This window comes from Variovorax sp. CAN15 (genome assembly GCF_030462475.1).
Lineage (GTDB): Bacteria > Pseudomonadota > Gammaproteobacteria > Burkholderiales > Burkholderiaceae_C > Variovorax.
Map to the genome: position 1 here is coordinate 26,365 of NZ_JASMRZ010000006.1, position 17,795 is coordinate 44,159.

General features: G+C 67.8%; 16 protein-coding genes. 5 read left to right on the forward strand and 11 right to left on the reverse strand.

Going from position 1 to position 17,795, the window contains the following annotated elements:
* Positions 1-246: 246 nt before the first annotated feature.
* The gene (msbA, locus tag QMO14_RS06870; protein ID WP_301505631.1) at positions 247-2,031 is read left to right on the forward strand and encodes a lipid A export permease/ATP-binding protein MsbA; all 1,785 of its coding nucleotides are present in this window, start codon (positions 247-249) and stop codon (positions 2,029-2,031) included.
* A 10-nt stretch (positions 2,032-2,041) separates the two neighbouring features.
* Here the strand turns inward: msbA and rng are convergent, their stop codons facing one another.
* From rng to QMO14_RS06910, 8 genes are all read right to left on the reverse strand, one after another.
* Positions 2,042-3,568 carry a ribonuclease G gene (gene rng / locus QMO14_RS06875; protein ID WP_301505632.1) on the reverse strand — a complete coding sequence of 509 codons (1,527 nt, stop codon included), beginning with the start codon at positions 3,566-3,568 and terminating at the stop codon, positions 2,042-2,044.
* Positions 3,569-3,575: 7 nt separating this feature from the next.
* Positions 3,576-4,178: a nucleoside triphosphate pyrophosphatase gene (locus QMO14_RS06880; protein ID WP_301505633.1), complete on the reverse strand. Its 603-nt coding sequence runs from the start codon at positions 4,176-4,178 to the stop codon at positions 3,576-3,578.
* A 279-nt stretch (positions 4,179-4,457) separates the two neighbouring features.
* The gene (gene rlmH / locus QMO14_RS06885; protein ID WP_126181685.1) at positions 4,458-4,925 is read right to left on the reverse strand and encodes a 23S rRNA (pseudouridine(1915)-N(3))-methyltransferase RlmH; all 468 of its coding nucleotides are present in this window, start codon (positions 4,923-4,925) and stop codon (positions 4,458-4,460) included.
* Positions 4,922-5,584, reverse strand: coding sequence for a ribosome silencing factor (gene rsfS, locus QMO14_RS06890; protein WP_301505634.1), 663 nt, complete (start codon positions 5,582-5,584; stop codon positions 4,922-4,924). The genes rlmH and rsfS overlap by 4 nt, the downstream gene beginning before the upstream one ends.
* The gene (gene nadD / locus QMO14_RS06895) at positions 5,584-6,231 is read right to left on the reverse strand and encodes a nicotinate-nucleotide adenylyltransferase (protein ID WP_301505635.1); all 648 of its coding nucleotides are present in this window, start codon (positions 6,229-6,231) and stop codon (positions 5,584-5,586) included. The genes rsfS and nadD overlap by 1 nt, the downstream gene beginning before the upstream one ends.
* A 133-nt stretch (positions 6,232-6,364) precedes the next feature.
* Positions 6,365-7,282 (reverse strand): oxygen-dependent coproporphyrinogen oxidase, encoded by a 918-nt coding sequence (hemF, locus tag QMO14_RS06900; protein ID WP_301505636.1) that lies wholly within the window; start codon positions 7,280-7,282, stop codon positions 6,365-6,367.
* Positions 7,282-8,580: a phosphoribosylamine--glycine ligase gene (gene purD, locus QMO14_RS06905; protein WP_301505637.1), complete on the reverse strand. Its 1,299-nt coding sequence runs from the start codon at positions 8,578-8,580 to the stop codon at positions 7,282-7,284. The genes hemF and purD overlap by 1 nt, the downstream gene beginning before the upstream one ends.
* A 55-nt stretch (positions 8,581-8,635) precedes the next feature.
* Positions 8,636-9,361: a YebC/PmpR family DNA-binding transcriptional regulator gene (locus tag QMO14_RS06910; protein ID WP_295979864.1), complete on the reverse strand. Its 726-nt coding sequence runs from the start codon at positions 9,359-9,361 to the stop codon at positions 8,636-8,638.
* 125 nt (positions 9,362-9,486) lie between these two features.
* Here QMO14_RS06910 and QMO14_RS06915 point away from each other — a divergent pair, with 125 nt between their 5' ends.
* Genes QMO14_RS06915 through QMO14_RS06930 form a run of 4 tightly spaced genes read left to right on the forward strand, consistent with a single transcriptional unit; the run spans position 9,487 to position 12,893 of the window.
* Positions 9,487-10,275, forward strand: a complete 789-nt coding sequence (locus tag QMO14_RS06915) for a class I SAM-dependent methyltransferase (protein WP_301505638.1) — start codon at positions 9,487-9,489, stop codon at positions 10,273-10,275.
* A 2-nt stretch (positions 10,276-10,277) separates the two neighbouring features.
* Complete coding sequence (locus QMO14_RS06920; RefSeq protein WP_301505776.1) at positions 10,278-11,312, forward strand: Rid family hydrolase; 1,035 nt, start codon at positions 10,278-10,280, stop codon at positions 11,310-11,312.
* Positions 11,313-11,352: 40 nt separating this feature from the next.
* Positions 11,353-12,150, forward strand: a complete 798-nt coding sequence (locus tag QMO14_RS06925; protein WP_301505639.1) for a 1-acyl-sn-glycerol-3-phosphate acyltransferase — start codon at positions 11,353-11,355, stop codon at positions 12,148-12,150.
* The gene (locus tag QMO14_RS06930) at positions 12,117-12,893 is read left to right on the forward strand and encodes a glycosyltransferase family 2 protein (protein ID WP_301505640.1); all 777 of its coding nucleotides are present in this window, start codon (positions 12,117-12,119) and stop codon (positions 12,891-12,893) included. Before QMO14_RS06925 ends, QMO14_RS06930 begins: the two co-directional genes overlap by 34 nt.
* 40 nt (positions 12,894-12,933) lie before the next feature.
* On the opposite strand, the gene QMO14_RS06935 is transcribed toward QMO14_RS06930, so the two are convergent.
* Genes QMO14_RS06935 through macA form a run of 3 tightly spaced genes read right to left on the reverse strand, consistent with a single transcriptional unit; the run spans position 12,934 to position 17,469 of the window.
* On the reverse strand, positions 12,934-14,325 hold the full coding sequence (locus tag QMO14_RS06935; RefSeq protein ID WP_301505641.1) for an efflux transporter outer membrane subunit: 1,392 nt from the start codon (positions 14,323-14,325) through the stop codon (positions 12,934-12,936).
* Positions 14,318-16,297: a macrolide ABC transporter ATP-binding protein/permease MacB gene (macB, locus tag QMO14_RS06940; protein ID WP_301505642.1), complete on the reverse strand. Its 1,980-nt coding sequence runs from the start codon at positions 16,295-16,297 to the stop codon at positions 14,318-14,320. Before macB ends, QMO14_RS06935 begins: the two co-directional genes overlap by 8 nt.
* Positions 16,294-17,469 carry a macrolide transporter subunit MacA gene (macA, locus tag QMO14_RS06945; protein WP_301505643.1) on the reverse strand — a complete coding sequence of 392 codons (1,176 nt, stop codon included), beginning with the start codon at positions 17,467-17,469 and terminating at the stop codon, positions 16,294-16,296. Before macA ends, macB begins: the two co-directional genes overlap by 4 nt.
* Positions 17,470-17,795 lie beyond the last annotated feature (326 nt).

The window sequence follows — 17,795 nt, forward strand, 5'->3', positions numbered from 1 at the left end:
CAGCGAGGGCCGCAATGAGGGTGCGGCGTGCAAATAGCGATGAAGAAGGAGTTGGATTTTGAGCTGGCAACGGCTTGTTCATGCGGTTCGGAGAGGTTTCGGGGTGAAAAAGTTCTCCCGGCTTCAACGGGCCACATGTTACACACTGGCCCAGCAGCGCCGTCACAAAACGTTTATCCATCGGCGCGGTCCTACAGGCACGGCGGCAGCAAGCCTGCGCAGGCCCCACCCGTAGAATCCGCCGCCATGCAAGCATCCCCCGGCGCCGAGAGCGCGCGCCCTCCCCTGATGCGCCGTCTGGCGCGACTCATGACCTGGTTCGGCGGCTCCCGCCAGTGGTGGGCCCTCGGTCTCATCGGAGCGGTGCTCGCCGCGGTTACCGAGCCGCTCATGGCGGCTCTGTTGAAGCCACTGCTCGACCGGGGTTTCACGCGCGGCGAAATGCCGCTGTGGTTCGTGCCCGCCGCCGTGCTGCTGCTGTTCGCGGTGCGCGGCATCGCGCAGTTCATTTCACAGTACGCGCTTTCGCGCATCGCCAACGAAGGTATGCAGAAACTGCGACGGGTGCTGTTCGAGCGGCTGCTCGGCGCCGAGCTCGCACTGTTCGCCCGGCAATCGGCCAGCGCCCTTTCGAACACGGTCGTCTATGAAGTGCAGACCGGCGCGATGCTGCTTGTGCAGGCGCTGCTCGGCCTCACGCGCGACGGCTTCACGCTGATCGCGCTGCTGGGCTATCTGGTCTACCTGAACTGGAAGCTCACGCTCATCGTCGCCTTCCTTGTGCCCAGCATCTCCTGGATCATGAAAGTGTTCTCCAAGCGGCTCTACCGGCTGACCCTGCAGGGCCAGCAGGCCACCGACGAGTTGGCCTACGTGGTCGAGGAAAACGTGCTCGCCCACCGCGTGGTGCGGCTGCACGGCGCCGAGGACGCCCAGGGCCGACGCTTCGAGCAGCTCAGCCAGCGCCTGAACCGGCTGGCCGTCAAATCGACCATCGCCCAGGCCGCCACGACGCCGCTCACGCAGATGATGGCGTCGCTGGCGCTTTCAGTGGTGGTGATGATCGCGCTGTGGCAAAGCGGCAAGCAGGGCTTCACCGTGGGCGRCTTCGTGGCGTACATCACGGCCATGCTGATGCTGATCGCGCCGATCCGCCGCCTTGCCGAGGTGGCCGGGCCGATCACGCGCGGCCTCGCCGCGCTGGAGCGCGGGCTGATCCTCATCGACGAAGTCGCCCCGGAATCGCAGGGCAGCTTCAGCCTCGAGCATGCCCAGGGCCGCATCGAACTGCGCAACGTGCGGGTCAGCTACCGCGGCGACGACGAGCTTCGCGCGCTCGACGGCGTGAACCTGACCATCGAACCCGGCCAGGTGGTGGCCTTCGTCGGTCCTTCGGGCTCGGGCAAGACCACGCTGGTCAACCTGCTGCCGCGCTTCGTGCAGCCCAGCAGCGGCCAGGTACTGCTCGACGGGCACGACACCAGCGAATGGCAGCTCAAGAGCCTGCGCGCCCAGTTCGCGATGGTGAGCCAGGACGTTGTGATGCTCAACGACACGCTGGCCGCCAACGTGGCGCTGGGCGCCGAGGTCGACCGCGAGCGCGTGCTGCAGTGCATAGAGGCGGCCAACCTGAGCGCGCACGTCGAGATCCTGCCCCAGGGCATCGACACCGTGCTGGGCCACAACGCCACGCAGCTCTCGGGCGGCCAGCGCCAGCGGCTCGCCATTGCCCGCGCGCTCTACAAGAATGCGCCCGTGCTGCTGCTCGACGAGGCCACGTCTGCCCTCGACACCGAATCCGAACGCCTGGTGCAGGACGCCCTTCAGCGCCTGATGCAGAACCGCACCACGCTGATCGTGGCGCACCGCCTCTCGACCATCCAGCACGCCGACCGGATCATCGTGATGGAGCAAGGCCGCATCGCCGAGCAAGGCAGCCACGAGCAACTCATGGCGCTCGACGGGCTCTATGCGCGGCTGCAGACGCTGGCCGTGCGCAGCGCGCCGCCGGGGCAGGACCCGACGCTCTGATCCTGCCCGGTCAGAGCAGCACGATGTCGTACTGCCCCTGCCCGATCGCCGGCTCGGCCTGCAGCGAAATCGGCTTGCCGATGAAGTCGCTCAAACCCGCCAGATGCTGGCTTTCCTCGTCGAGGAACAACTCGATCACCTGAGGCGACGACACGATACGGAACTCGCGCGGCGTGAACTGCCGCGCCTCGCGCAGGATTTCACGCATCACGTCATAGGCCACGCTGCGCGCTGTCTTCACGATGCCCTGGCCGCCGCAGGCGATGCAGGGCTCGCACAGCATGTGCGCCAGCGATTCGCGCGTGCGCTTGCGCGTCATTTCCACCAGCCCCAGTTGCGAGAAGCCGCCCGCCGTGGTCTTCACGCGGTCGCGCGCGAGCTGCTTGCGGAACTCGGCCAGCACCTGCTCACGGTGGTCGTCGCGGCCCATGTCGATGAAGTCGACGATGATGATCCCGCCCAGGTTGCGCAACCGCAGCTGCCGCGCGATGGCCTGCGCGGCCTCCAGATTCGTCTTGAAGATGGTGTCGTCGAAGTTGCGTGCGCCGACGAAGCCGCCCGTGTTCACGTCCACCGTGGTCAGCGCCTCGGTCTGGTCGACCACGAGGTAGCCTCCCGACTTCAGGTCGACCCGCCGGCCCAGTGCCTTGGCGATTTCCTCGTCGACCGAATACAGGTCGAAGATCGGCCGCTCGCCCTTGTAGTGCTGCAGCTTGCCGGCCGCCTTGGGCATGAATTCGAGGCCGAACTTCAGCAGCACCTCGAACTGCTCGCGCGAGTCGATGCGGATGGTCTGCGTGTCCTCGCTCGTCATGTCGCGCAGCACGCGCTGCAGCAGGCTCAGGTCCTGGTGCAGCAGCGACATCGGAGGCATGCGCATCGAGGCTTCGCGGATGCGCGACCAGGTCTTGCGCAGGTAGGCGATGTCCTCGGCCAGCTCGGCATCGCTGGAATCTTCGCCATTGGTGCGCAGGATGAAGCCACCCGTGTTGGCCGGCACCACGCCGCCGCTGTCGGCCGCCGCGGCAGCCTCGATGAGTGCCAGCATGCGGTTGCGCAGCGACTCGCGCTGCTCCGCGGGGATCTTCTGCGACACGCCGATGTGGTTGTCCTGTGGCAGGAACACCAGCAGCCGCCCGGCGATGCTGATCTGCGTCGAGAGCCGCGCGCCCTTGGTGCCGATGGGGTCCTTGATGACCTGCACCAGCAGCGACTGGCCCTCGAACACCTGCTTCTCGATGGGCACCATCGGCCCGCCATTGCGGTGGTCGCGCTCGGGCGCCGGCGCGCTGGGGCGCGAGCCCGGCGTGAAGGGCGCCACGATGTCGGCCACGTGCAGGAAGGCAGTGCGTTCCAGGCCGATGTCGATGAACGCCGACTGCATGCCCGGCAGCACGCGCGACACCTTGCCCAGGTAGATGTTGCCGACCAGCCCGCGCTCCAGCGTGCGTTCGACGTGCAGTTCCTGCACCGCGCCGTGCTCGATCAGCGCCACGCGGGTCTCTTGAGGAGACCAGTTGATCAATATGTCCTGCATGGAGTTCTCAGGTTTTGAATCCGGCGGCTCGAAGCAGCCCTGCCGTCTCGAACATGGGGAGGCCCATGATGCCCGAATAGGACCCGCTGATGTGCTCGATGAACGCGGCTGCCGCGCCCTGGATGGCGTACGCGCCGGCCTTGCCCATCGGCTCGCCGCTTTCGGCATAGCGCGCGATCTGCGACTTCGTGATGTCGGCGAAGCGCACGCGCGACACGCTGAGCGCGGCATGGCTCTTCTTGCCATGGTGCAACGCCACGGCAGTGAGCACACGGTGCGTGGTGCCGGAAAGCATCCGCAGCATCCGCGCAGCGTCCTTTTCGTCTTCGGGCTTGCCGAGGATGGCGCGGCCGAGCGCGACCGTGGTGTCGGCGCAGAGCACCGGCGCGTCCGGCAGGCCACGCTTGCGCATCCGGGCCACGGCGGCGTCGAGCTTCAGTCCGGTGACGCGCTGCACGTAGGTGGCCGGGGCCTCGTTGGGCAGCACGGCTTCCAGCGACTCGGCATCCTCGTCGGCATCGGCCAGCAGCAGTTCATGGCGAACGCCGAGCTGGCCGAGCAACTGGGCGCGGCGCGGGCTCTGCGAAGCGAGGTAGATGAAATCCGGCAAGGTTCAAGTCTCCTGTGGGCACGGCTGTACGCCGGCCACCATGCAATTCCGGACCAGTCCGTGCGGCAGGCCCCGGGGGTCCGAACAGAAAGTGAAGAACGCGGCGGCGCGCCGGCGACTTCGCGTGAGGAGGCATGCGCGCCGTCTCGCGCGCCGTACGGACCGTTCGAGGAGAAGCGGCTCGCAGGGCCTGAGCTTCCTCGGCGTCCTGCAACAACAGCGCCGACACCAGCGCATGGCCACTTGGCTCGAGCAACGCAAGCTGCCCGTCGGCGTTCGTCATTCGCGGTGGTAAGGATGGCCCGCGTTGACCGACCACGCACGGTACAGCTGCTCGACCAGCAGCACGCGCGCCATCGCGTGCGGCAGCGTGAGGTCGGACAGCCGGATGCGTTCGTGGGCCGCGGCCTTGAAGGCCGGGTCGAGCCCGTCGGGCCCGCCGATGACCAGGGCGACGTCATCGCCCTCGCCCTGCCAGGCCTGCAGGCGCGCGGCGAGGGCCTTGGTGGTCAGCGCCGTGCCGCGCTCGTCGAGCACCACGATGCGCATACCGCGCGCGATGGCGCCTTCGATGCGCTCGCGCTCGGCGGCATAGAGCGTTTCCAGTGTCTTGGAGCCGCGCGGCTCTGTCTTGACGGCGCGCAGCTCGAGCTTGAGCTCGGGCGGAAAGCGCTTGGCGTAGTCGTCCCAGGCAGTCTGAGCCCAATCGGGCATGCGCTGCCCGACGGCGACCACCAGCAGCTTCATGCGCGGCGGGCTGGCGCCTTCCTGGCGGCCGTCGTCTTCTTTGCCGCCGGCTTCTTGGCAGCAGGCTTGCCCACGACCTTGACCGGCACGCGCGCGGTGGCGGTCTTCTTTGCAGGCGCCTTCTTCGCGGCCGTCTTCTTGGCTGCTGGCGCTTTCGCCGCCTTGGCTTCCTGCTCGGCCGCACGGATCGCGGTCTTGGCGGCGCTCGAACGGCGCAGCGTCGGGGCCTTGGCGGCGGCCTTCTTCTCTTCGGTGACGACCTTCGAGGCAGTCGCCACCGCAGGCTTGGTGCCGCCGAGCTTGGCGCGCACCGGCTTGTCGCCCCAGATCTCTTCCAGGTGGTAGTACTGGCGGATGGCGGGCTGCATGATGTGCGCCACGGCCGAGCCGCAGTCCACGATGATCCACTCGCCGTTGTCCTCGCCCTCGACGCGCGGCTTGGCGAAGCCCGCCTCGCGCACCGCATCGCGCACGCTGGCGGCCAGCGCCTTGGTCTGGCGGTTGGAGGTGCCCGAGGCGACGATCACGCGCTCGAACAGCGGCGAGAGATGCTCGGTGTCGAAAACCTGGATGTCCTGCGCCTTGACGTCTTCGAGACCATCGATGATGGCTCGCTGGAGTTTCTGGGTGTCTTTCTTTGCGGCGGCTTCAGTGGTCATCAGGCAGTGCGGTAGAGGTGGTGTTGGTCAATATAGCGTGCAACCGTGGGCGGAACCAGCGAGGAAATGTCCACGCCGAGCGCCGCGCGCCGCCGGATCTCGGTGGCGCTGATGTCCATGGGAGGCAGTTCGAGCGCCTCGAAACGCGCGCCGGGCGGAAGGCCGGGCAGTGATTTCGGATCAAAACGGGCAGTGTTACCCGTCGATAGTGCGCGATACGCTACAGAAACAATAGCAATGCCGAGTATATCCTGCCAGCCATGCCAGGTCGGCAGCGCGCTGGCCTGGTCGGCGCCCATGATCAGCACCAGCTGCGCACCGGGCTGCTCGCGCTGCAGTTCGTGGAGGGTGTCGAGGGTGTAGGTGGGGCCGTCGCGCAGCACTTCGCGGCTGTCGACCACGACGGTGCCCTTCAGGTCGCCGAAGGCCAGCCGGGTCATGGCGAGGCGGTCTTCCTTCGGCGTGAGCGCCCTGCTCTTGTGCCAGGCCTGGCCGGTGGGAATCACGTGCAGCTCGTCGAGATCGAGCTGCGCCATCGCGGCTTCGGCAAGGGCCACATGGGCGTTGTGCGGCGGATCGAACGCGCCGCCGAAAACGCCGATGCGCTGTGCCTCCATCAGCCGCACGCGGGAACTCGACGGCAGCATCGCGAAACTCGAGATGCCTGGCGGATGCGCAGCCACCTTCCAGGGATACCGCGGAACCGGCTTTGCCGGGCCGCTGCTATCGCCCCCTGGAAGGGGGTGGGCGAAACGACACGAAGTGCGCGAAGCCTGGGGGTCATACCCAATCCCGTCGGACGATGAAGTCGCTGTACAGCGCGGCTTCGGGGCTGCCAGGCTCGGGCTGCTGCCGGTAGGCCCAGCTCGCCAGCGGCGGCATCGACAGCAGGATCGACTCCGTGCGCCCGCCCGATTGCAGGCCGAAGTGCGTGCCACGGTCCCACACGAGGTTGAATTCCACGTACCGCCCGCGCCGGTAGAGCTGGAAGTTGCGCTCGCGCTCCGCGTACGGCGTGGCGCGGCGGCGCTCGACGATGGGCAGGTAAGCTGGCAGGAAGCCGTCGCCCACCGAGCGGATCATCGCGAAGCCGTTCTCGAAGCCGCCTTCGGAGAAATCGTCGAAGAAGATGCCGCCGATGCCGCGCTGCTCGTTGCGGTGCTTCAGGAAGAAATACTCGTCGCACCAGGTCTTGAAGCGCGGGTACTTGTCGTCGCCGAAGGCGGCAAGCGAATCGCGGCACACGGTGTGGAAGTGCACCGCGTCTTCCTCGAAGCCGTAGCACGGCGTGAGGTCCATGCCGCCGCCGAACCAGCAGACCGGCTCCTTGCCCTCGGGAAGCGCGGCAAGCATGCGCACGTTCATGTGCACGATGGGCACGTACGGGTTGCGCGGATGGAACACCAGCGACACGCCCATCGCCTCGAAAGGCGCACCCGCCAGCTCAGGACGGCTCTGCGTGGCCGAGGGCGGCAGCTTCGGCCCGCGCACCTGCGAGAAGCCGCAGCCCGCGCGCTCGAAGAGCTCGCCGCCTTCGAGGATGCAGGTCAGGCCGTTGCCCTGCAGCGGCTCACCGGGCTCCTTCTGCCAGGCGTCGCGCACGCAGGTGCCGCCATCGGCCTTCTCGACCGCCGCGATGATCGAATGCTGCAGTCCGCGCAGGTATTCGCCGACCGCCGCCGGATTGGTCTGCTGCATCAGGCGCCGTGAGGGGTGCGCGCGTGCACCGCGCGGAATCCGATGTCCTTGCGGTACTGCGCCCCATCGAAGCTGACGCGCGCCGCGACCTCGTAGGCCCGCTGCTGCGCCTGCTTCACGCTGTCGGCCAGCACGGTCACGCAGAGCACGCGGCCGCCGCTGGTCTTGAGCTCGCCGTTGTCCAGCGTGGTGCCCGCATGGAACACGACCGCATCGGGCGCCTCGGCCGGAATGCCGGTGATGCGGTCACCCTTGCGCGGCGACAGCGGATAGCCGTGCGCGGCCATGACCACGCCCAGCGCCACGCGGCGGTCCCACTGCAGTTCGACCTGGTCGAGCGTGCCGTCGGTGGCATGCCAGAAGACTTCGAACAGGTCGGACTTGAGCCGCATCATGATCGGCTGCGTCTCGGGGTCGCCCATGCGGCAGTTGAACTCGAGCGTCTTGGGGTGGCCCGTCGCGTCGATCATCAGGCCGGCGTAGAGGAAGCCGGTGTACGGAATGCCGTCCTTTTCCATGCCGCGGATGGTCGGCAGGATGATCTCGCGCATGGCGCGCGCATGCACCTCGGCAGTGACCACCGGCGCGGGCGAATAGGCGCCCATGCCGCCGGTGTTGGGGCCTTCGTCGTTGTCGAGCAGGCGCTTGTGGTCCTGGCTGGTGGCCAGCGCGGTCACGTTCTTGCCGTCGCACAGCACGATGAAGCTGGCTTCCTCGCCCTGCAGGAACTCCTCGATGACGACGCGCGCGCCGCCTTCGTTGTGCGACACGCCGAACTTGTTGTCGACCAGCATGAAGTCGACGGCCTCGTGCGCTTCCTGCGCGGTCATGGCGACCACGACGCCCTTGCCTGCCGCCAGGCCGTCGGCCTTGACGACGATCGGAGCGCCCTTGGCGTCGATGTAGGCGTGCGCGGCGGCGGCGTCGGTGAAGGCCTCGTACTCGGCCGTCGGGATCTTGTGGCGCTTCATGAAGGCCTTGGAGAAGGCCTTCGAGCTTTCGAGCTGCGCCGCAGCCTGAGTCGGGCCGAAGATGCGCAGGCCGTGCGCGCGGAACTCGTCGACCACGCCGGCGGCCAGCGGGGCCTCGGGGCCCACCACGGTCAGCGCGATCTTTTCCTTGATGGCCCACTCGCGCAGCGCGGCGGGCTCGGTGATGTCGATGCAGTCGTAGCGCTCGTCGCTCGCGGTGCCGCCGTTGCCCGGCGCCACGTACACGCGGCTCACCCGGGCGGCCTGCGCCAGGCGCCATGCCAGAGCGTGTTCGCGGCCCCCTCCCCCAATTACCAGTACCTTCATTCGCGGGCCTTCATTTCTCGCTGTGTTTCAACAAATTTGCATCCGGCGCTCGTGTTCACTCGGACAGCGAGGCGTTGTGATAGACGTCCTGCACGTCGTCGAGGTCTTCGAGCACGTCGAGCAGCTTCTGCATTCTTGCGGCGTCCTCGCCGGTCACGTCCACGGTGTTCTCGGCACGCATCGTGACTTCGGCGGCATCGGGCTTCAGGCCGGCGGCTTCGAGCGCGTTCTTCACGGCCTCGAAGTCGGCCACCGAGGTGATGACCTCGATGGCGCCGTCGTCGTCGGTGACGACGTCCTCGGCGCCCGCCTCGAGCGCCACTTCCATCACCTTGTCCTCGCTGGTGCCGGGCGCGAAGATGATCTGGCCGCAGTGCTTGAACTGGAAGGCCACGGAGCCTTCGGTGCCCATGTTGCCGCCGTGCTTGGAGAAGGCGTGGCGCACTTCGGCCACGGTGCGCACGCGGTTGTCGGTCATGGTGTCGACGATGATCGCCGCGCCGCCGATGCCGTACCCTTCGTAACGAATCTCTTCGTAATTGACGCCTTCGAGGTTGCCCGTGGCCTTGTCGATGTTGCGCTTGATGGTGTCGATGGGCAGGTTGACCGCCTTGGCCTTTTCAACCGCCAGCCGCAGCCGCGGGTTCGCACCCAGGTCGGCGCCGCCGGCGCGGGCGGCCACCGTGATTTCGCGGATCGCGCGGGTCCAGAGCTTGCCCCGCTTTTCGTCCTGGCGGCCCTTCCGGTGCTGAATGTTCGCCCACTTGCTATGTCCGGCCATGGCTTTCTATCTCGCTGTCCTGTGTTTCTGTGTCAATCGAGCAGCCCCGAGTTTACTGTCCGGCGCACACAACGCTGGCGCTGGCGGCCGGAATTCGGGCCAATGCTTTTGGTGATAATTGTTCGATGACGCCATCGCCTTCCGTCGGGCCCGGGAATCCCGACACCCTGCCACCGCACGCGCCCTTGCCGCTGTACTACAGCAACGAGGCGGAGCACCAGGCGTTCCTGCGGCGCATCTTCGACAGCACCGCGGCCGACTACGACCGCATCGAAAGCGTGCTGGCGCTGGGCACCGGCCCCTCGTACCGCCGTGCGGTGCTGCGGCAGGCAGGACTCGCGACAGGCATGCAGGTGCTCGACGTGGGCATCGGCACCGGGCTGGTGGCGCGCGAGGCGCTGAAGCTGATCGGCCCCGCCGGGCACCTCGTCGGCGTCGACCCCAGCCCCGGCATGCTGGGCCAGGTCAGGCTGCCCGGCGTCGAGCTGGTGCGCGGCGTGGCCGAAGCCCTGCCCCGACCCGATGCCAGCTGCGATTTCGTCAGCATGGGCTACGCCATGCGCCACATCAGCGACGTGGCCGCCGCCTTCGCCGAGTTCCATCGCGTGCTGCGCCCCGGCGGGCGCGTGGCGGTGCTCGAGATCACCAAGCCCGAGGGACGCATCGCAACGGCGCTGCTCAAGGGCTACATGCGCGCCGTGGTGCCGCTGATCGCCCGCGTGATCGGCCGCCAGCGCAATACATCCGAACTGTGGCGCTACTACTGGGACACGATCGAGGCCTGCATTCCGCCCGAACGGGTGATGCAGGCGCTGGCCGCTGCGGGTTTGCGCGACGTGCGCCGGCACGCGAGCCTCGGCGTCTTCTCGGTCTACACCGCCACCAAACCAGAAAACACCGCAGAGGCCAGTTGACAGTGCGAGCCCAGGACGAAACCTCTACTTCCCCTTTGCGCGTCGAGCGCCTTTCGCTCACCGCCAGCCTGGCGCTCGCGGGCGGCGGCAAAGCACCTTTCGCCGCGCTCGGCTACGGCACGCCGCACGGAGTGGCCTGGATGCCGACAGTCAACGCACACGTGCTCTCGTCCGATGGCGCCATGGCCGACGTGTGGCACGCGGGCGGCGCGCGGATCAGGTCGGGCACCACCGGCATCGCGCGCTGGCGCACCGACGGGCACTGGCTGCTGGGCGCCATCGACCTCGACGAAACAGCCGAAAAGCAGGGCCTGGCCGAACTCGCGCACCGCGCCTATCGCGACCTGTTCAAGGCGCTCGAACAGGCCGGCACGCCGCACCTGCAGCGGATCTGGAACTACCTGCCTCAGATCAACGCCGATGGCGGCGGCCTGGAGCGCTACCGCCAGTTCAACCTCGGCCGGCAGGAGGCGTTTCTCGAAGCGGGCCGCGCCGCCTTCGAGGGCGCACCTGCCGCTTGCGCGCTCGGCATTCATCAAGGCGCACTGTCGATCCGTTTCCTGGCCGGGCAGCAGGCACCGCTGCCGGTAGAGAACCCGCGGCAGGTTTCGGCCTACCGCTATCCCGAAACCTACGGCCCGCGTTCGCCGACTTTTTCCCGCGCCGCGCTGGCGGACATCGGCGATGGCAGCGTCGCCCTCTTCATCTCCGGCACCGCGAGCATCGTCGGCCACGAGACCGTGCACCACGGCGACGTGCGGGAGCAGACGCGCGAGACCCTGCGCAACCTGCAGGCAGTGATCGCCGCCGCCAACGAGCGCTGCAGCGCGACGTTCTCGCTGGCCGGGCTCGACTGCGTGGTCTACGTGCGGCATCCGTCGGACACCGGCACCGTGCGCGCCATCATCGAGCAAGCGCTGGGCGCCGACGCGCCGATGTCGCGCCACGCCGTTTACCTCGAGGCGGACATCTGCCGCAGCGACCTGCTGGTCGAGATCGAGGCCCACGCCGTCGCCGCGGGGCAGCTGCGGGCCTGACCGGCTCCCGTCCGGCCGTCCCGTCAGATTGACCGACTCAATGAACCGCGTGCTGAGATTTCTCACGTCGATTCCGCTCGCGCTGATGCTCTATGCGCTGCTGCTGTTTCTCGGCCTGATTTCGCTGGTCTGGAACGTCTTCGCCATGCTCATCCATCCGGTGATGCCGGCGGCGCCCGCCCGTGCGCTGGGCCGCATGACCATCGCCTTCGCCTACCGCATGTTCTGGTGGCTGGCCTCGGTGACCGGCATGATGCGCATCGACGCCAGCTGCCTCGACCCGATGCGCAAGGAACCCGGCGTGATCTTCGTGGCCAACCATCCGACCATGCTCGATGCGCTGCTGCTGGTGGCGCGGCTGCCGCGCAGCGCGTGCATCATGAAGGCCGACCTGATGGGCAACATCTTCCTGGGCGCGGGCGCCCGGCTGGCGCGCTACATCAGCAACAAGTCGGCGCGCACCATGGTGCGGCTGGCTGTGAACGACCTGCGCAATGGCGGGCAGCTGGTGATCTTCCCTGAAGGCACGCGCACGGTGACGCCGCCGCTCAACCCGTTCCGCCCGGGCACCACGCTGATCGCCAAGCTGGCGCAGGCGCCGATCCAGACGGTGTTCATCGACACCGACTCGCCCTACCTCGCCAAGGGCTGGCCGCTGTGGCGGGTGCCGCCGCTGCCCATCGTCTTCAGGCTGCGGCTGGGCAAGCGCTTTTCGCCCACGCAGGACAGCGACGTGCTGCAGGCCGAACTCGAACAATATTTCCGACAGAACATGGAGCAGCGCGCCACCGACGCGTCCCCCGAATGCCAGACGCCTCGCGCACACACCTTGTCCTGATCCCGAGCTACAACACGGGCGAGCGCCTGTTCTCCACGGTCGCCGCCGCACGCGCGCAGTGGAACCCGGTGTGGGTGGTGATCGACGGCAGCGACGACGGCACCGGCGAGCGGCTGCAGCAGCTCGCCGAGGGCGATCCGGGCCTGCGCGTGTGGGTTCTGCCGCAGAACCAGGGCAAGGGCTCCGCCGTGCAGCACGGCCTGCGCGCCGCGAAGGAAGCCGGCTTCACCCACGCGCTGACGATGGACTCCGACGGCCAGCATCCGGCCGACCTGATCCCCGCCTTCATGCAGGCCTCGCTTCGGCGCCCCGAGACCATGGTGCTCGGCCGCCCGGTGTTCGACGCCAGCGCGCCGCTGCTGCGTGTGCGCGGACGGCGCGTGTCGAACGGGTGGACCCAGCTCGAGACCCTGTTCGCGGGCGTCGGCGATTCGCTCTACGGTTTTCGCGTGTATCCCGTGGCCGACCTGATCGCGGTGATGGCCCGCCAGCCCTGGATGCGCCGCTTCGACTTCGACACCGAGGCCGTCGTGCGGCTGGCGTGGCGCGGAGTGAAGCCTGTGAACATCGACGCGCCGGTGAAGTACCTGTCCGCCGAAGAAGGCGGCGTCTCGCACTTCCGCTATGGCCGCGACAACGTGCTGCTCACCTGGATGCATGCGCGGCTGATGGTCGAGTTCGTGCTCCGCCTGCCCTTGCTGCTGTTGCGCAAGCTGGCGAAGAAGCCGCCGTTCCAGGACTGATGTCTCGTCCCCTCTCCCCCTGGGAGAGGGAGCAAATGCGCTACGAAGCCACCGCCGCCCCGCCCAGCGCCTTGTAGAGCGTCATCGTCGCGTTGAGCTGGTTCAGCCGGTTCTGCGCCAGCGACACCTCGGCCGCGCGGCGCCTGTCCTTGGCGTCGAGCACCGGCTGCAGCGCGGTCGCCCCGGCGCGGTAGCGCACTTCCGACAGGCGCTCCGCGCGCTGCGCCTCCTGCAGGGCCAGCATCAGGCTCTCGCTTTCGGCGCGCAACTGCGTGCGCGACGACAGAGCGTTCTCCACCTCCGACAGCGCGGTGTACAGCGACTGCCTGAAGCCCACCACCGCCTCTTCGTACTGCGTCTGCGACACCGCCACGGTCAGCCGCGCGGTGTTCCATTGCAGGAAAGGCAGCGTCAGCCCCGCACCCAGCGTGCCCACGGGATTCTTCAGCAGCTCGCCGAGCGCAGCGCTCGACGTGCCCAGCGTGCCCGTGAGGCTCAGCGCGGGATAGAAGCCGGTGCGCGTGGCGTCGACGTTCGCCAGCGCACCGCGCAGGCGCTGCTCGGCGGCGCGGAGGTCTGGGCGGCGGCCCAGCAGGCTCGCGGGCACGCCGGCATCGATGGCCGGCAATGCGATATCCGGCAGCTGCGCGGGCTCGGCGGACATCGGCTCCGGCGGCTGGTCGAACAGGATCGCCAGCGCGTTGCGCGCCTCCACGCGCTGCTGCAGCAGCTGGGTGTGGGCCGCTTCCTGCGTGGCGAGACTCTGGCCGGCCTGCGCCACATCCAGCCCCGACACGGCGCCGGCCGCGTACTTCACGCGCGCAAGCGCAAGGATGCGCCGGCCGTCTTCCATGCCCGCCTCGCTCAGCGCGATGCGCTGGTTCAGGTAGCCGGTCTGCCAGTAGAGCCCCGCCGTGGTGCCGACCAGCGACAGCGCAGCCGCCTGCCGGTCGGACTCGGTGGCCTTTAGCTCCCAGTCGGCGGCGCTGCGCAGTGCAGAGAGCCGGCCCCAGAGGTCGAGCTCGTAGCTCAGTGCCACCGACGCGTTCGACGCAGAGCTGGCCACACCGCCGCGCTTCAGGTCGTAGCTGCGGCTGGTGTTGGCCTGGCCGAGCACGCCGGGCGTGAGATTCGTGTTCGCCAGCCCGGCCTGCAGCTGCGCGCGCTGCACGCGGATGCCGGCCACCGCCAGGTCGTTGTTGGTGCGCAGGGCGCTGTCGATCAGCCGGTCGAGCTGCGGATCGTTGAAGGCCGTCCACCAGTTGGCGGACAGCGCCACCGCGGTGCCGGTGGTCGCAGGCGGAGTCGACTGCTGCCAGCGCTGCGGAACATCGAACGGCCGCTGCGTGCGCTGCTCCGGCTGAAACAGAGTGCAGCCGCCCAGGGCGAGCACGGCAGCGGAGGCCAGGGAAAGAATACGCGCCCTACTCACGAGCCAGCGCCTCGATGGGGTCCAACCGCGCAGCGTTGCGCGCCGGCAGGTAGCCGAACAGCACGCCGATCAGCGACGCGCAGAGAAACGCCGACACCACCGCGCCCATTGAAAAGATCATTTGCCATTGCTTGACGAGAAGCGAGAACAGGAAGCTGATGCCATACGAAAGCGTCACGCCGATCAGGCCGCCCACCAGGCACACCAGCACCGCCTCGGTCAGGAACTGCTGCAGCACGTCGCTCTGGCGCGCGCCCACGGCCATGCGGATGCCGATCTCGCGCGTGCGCTCGGTCACCGACACCAGCATGATGTTCATCACGCCGATGCCGCCCACCACCAGCGAGATCACCGCGATGAGCGACAGCAGCAGGGTGAGCGACTGGCTGGTGCGCTCGGCCGTCTTGACGATGCTGTCCATGTTGAAAGTGAAGAAATCCTTGGTGCCGTGGCGCAGCGTGAGCAGCTTGACGATGCTGTCCTCGGCCGCCTTGGTCGGCTGGTCGTCCCGGATGCGCACCGTGATGTTGTCGAAGTGCTGCTGCCCGAACAACCGGCTCGCGCCCGTGCTGTAGGGCAGCCAGAGGTTGAGCGACTTGTTGCCGTCGCCGAACACCGTCTTCTTCTCCTGCGCCACGCCGATCACCGTGCACGGCAGGCTGCCCACGAGGATGATCTTGCCCACCGGCTCGGTGCCTTCGAGAAACAGCTTGCGCCGCGTGTTCTGGTCGATCACCACCACCTGCGACTGATGGCGCACGTCGGAAGCGGTGAAGGCCGCGCCGCTGGCCATCTGCATGTCGCGCACGCGGAAGAAACTGTCGCTCACGCCGTTGGCCGTGCCGTTGATGTCCACGCTGCGGTAGCGCAGGCGCAGGCTGCGCGAGGTCACGGGCGTGACGCTGTGCACGTAAGGCTGCGCCGCGATGGCGTCGAGGTCGGAAGGTATCAGCGTGCGGATGCTCGTCGCCTTGTCGTCGCCGAAGTCGCGGCCCGGATACACGTCGAGCGTGTTGGTGCCGATGGCGCGGATGTCCGACAGCACATAGCGCTTGGCGCCCTCCCCGATGGCCACGATCGACACCACCGAGGTGATGCCGATGACGATGCCCAGCATGGTGAGCGCCGTGCGCATGCGGTGCGCCATCATCGAGCGCCAGGCCATGCGGAAGGCTTCGGCGAAGCGGGCCCAGCCAGTGCTGAAGCGGGCGATGCCCAGCCGGGGCTTCGTCATCGCCGCTGCGGGAGACGCGGCTTCGACCTGCGAAGGCATCGGCACCGTCGGCAAGTTCGGCCGATCGCCCACGATCACGCCATCGGCGATCTCGATGATGCGCTCGGTGCAGCTCGCCACCTGCATGTCGTGCGTCACGATGATGATCGTGTGGCCCTGCGCATGCAGCTCGCGCAGGATGCCGATCACCTCCTGGCCGCTGCGGCTGTCGAGCGCGCCGGTCGGCTCGTCGGCCAGGATCACCTGCCCTCCGTTCATGAGCGCGCGCGCGATGCTCACGCGCTGCTGCTGGCCGCCCGACAGCTGGCTCGGCCGGTGCTCGGTGCGGTCGCCCAGGCCCAGCCGCTCGAGCAGCTGGCGCGCACGCGAGTCGCGCGCCTGGCTGTCGGTGCCGGCGTACACGGCGGGCACTTCGACATTGCCGGTGGCCGTGAGGTGCTGCATCAGGTGGTAGCGCTGGAAGATGAAGCCGAAGTGCTCGCGCCGCAGTTCGGCCAGCGCGTCGCTGTCGAGCGCCCCCACGTCCTGGCCGGAGACGGTGTAGGAGCCCGTGCTCGGCCGGTCGAGGCAGCCCAGGATGTTCATCAGCGTCGACTTGCCCGAACCCGAGGCGCCGACGATGGCCAGCATCTCGCCGCTGCCGATGTCGAGGTTGACGTCCTTGAGCACCTGCACTTCCTGCTCGCCCGAGGGAAAGCTGCGGCCGATACCGCGCAGGGTGAGCAGCGGCTGCGTCATTGAGGCTTGCCCCGTCCGCCGCCGCCGTCGCCGTTGCTGCCTGTCTCGCCGCGCTCCATCACCGCCGAGGCATCGCCGGTGATGACGCTGTCGCCCTCCTTCAGACCTTCGAGCACCTGTGCCTGGAAGTTGTTGGAGATGCCGACGCGCACCTTGCGCGTCTCGACGGAGTGATCGGCCTTGAGCACGCGCACTTCCTGGCGGCCGTCCTTGTCGCGCGCACCCAGCGCGGTCAGCGGCACGGTCAGCGCCTGTTTGGCCTCGCCCAGCAGGATGGCGACCTGCGCCGTCATGTCCACGCGCAGCGTGCGGTCGGGGTTGGGCACGTCGAAGAGCGCATTGAAGAACACGGCGTTGTTGATCTTCTCGGGCGAAGGCTGCACCGCGCGCAGCGTGCCGTGATAGCGCTTGTCGGGGTCGCCGAGGATGGTGAAGTACACCGGCTGCCCCGGCTTCACGCGCACCACGTCGGCTTCCGACACCTGCGCCTTCACGGTCATGGTCGACAGGTCGGCCAGCTTCATCAGCGTGGGCACCTGGAAAGCCGCGACCACGGTCTGGCCCTCGAGCGTGTTGATGGAAACCACGTCGCCGTCGATCGGTGCGACGATGCGCGTGTACGAGAGGTTCTGCTGCGCAGACGCCACGGCCAGCTTCTGCTGGCGGATCTGCGCCTCGAGCGCCACCGCGTCGGCGCGCAGCGCGCGCAGCTCGGCGTCGGCGCTTTCCATGTCCTGCTTCGCGGCCGCGTCCTGCGCGAGCATTTCCTGTTGGCGCGTCCAGGTGAGCTGCGCCTGCTTGATGCGCACTTCCTTGGCCAGCTTCTGCGCCTGCAGGTTGTCGAGCCTGGCCTGCTCCTGCGCCAGGGTGTTCTGCGAGATGACGGGGTCGATCTCGGCGAGCCAGTCGCCCTTCTTCACCGTCTGCCCGAGCACCACCTTGAGCGACTTCAGCTGACCGCTCACCTGCGCGCCCACCTCCACCTGCTTGAGCGCCTGCAGCACGCCGGTGGCGAGCACCGCGTTTTCGAGGTCGGTGCGCTGCACCGTGGCGGTGAGGTATTCGTTCTTCTTCGCCGGACTCAGCCAGGCGGAGGCAATGACGGCCAGCACGATGAAGACGGCAATGCCGATCAGGTATTTGCGCGATCGCCGGGGTGGGTTATTGGGCATGCAAAGAAAAAGGAATGAAAGGCGCTGGAGAGGAATGCTTTTCTTGAAGAATTCAACGCCAAAAAAGAAGTTCCGCGGGTATTCGCACAATCCTAGCTGCGTTTGCTGAAGAGCTTTTAAAGACCCGCGCGGTGCATTGACACCATCCTCTTACAAGAGAGCGAATGGCGCTTCAAGCCTCGGGCAGATCGTGACTTTAGGCACTGTGTGCACGCAAATTGCACTCCTACATTCGCAATTGGGCAGCGCATTGCAAGCCGCCCGCCACAGCAGATGCCAATGGCCCGCGAATATCTTTTTTCCCGGCCGGGGGCATCTCTTTTCCG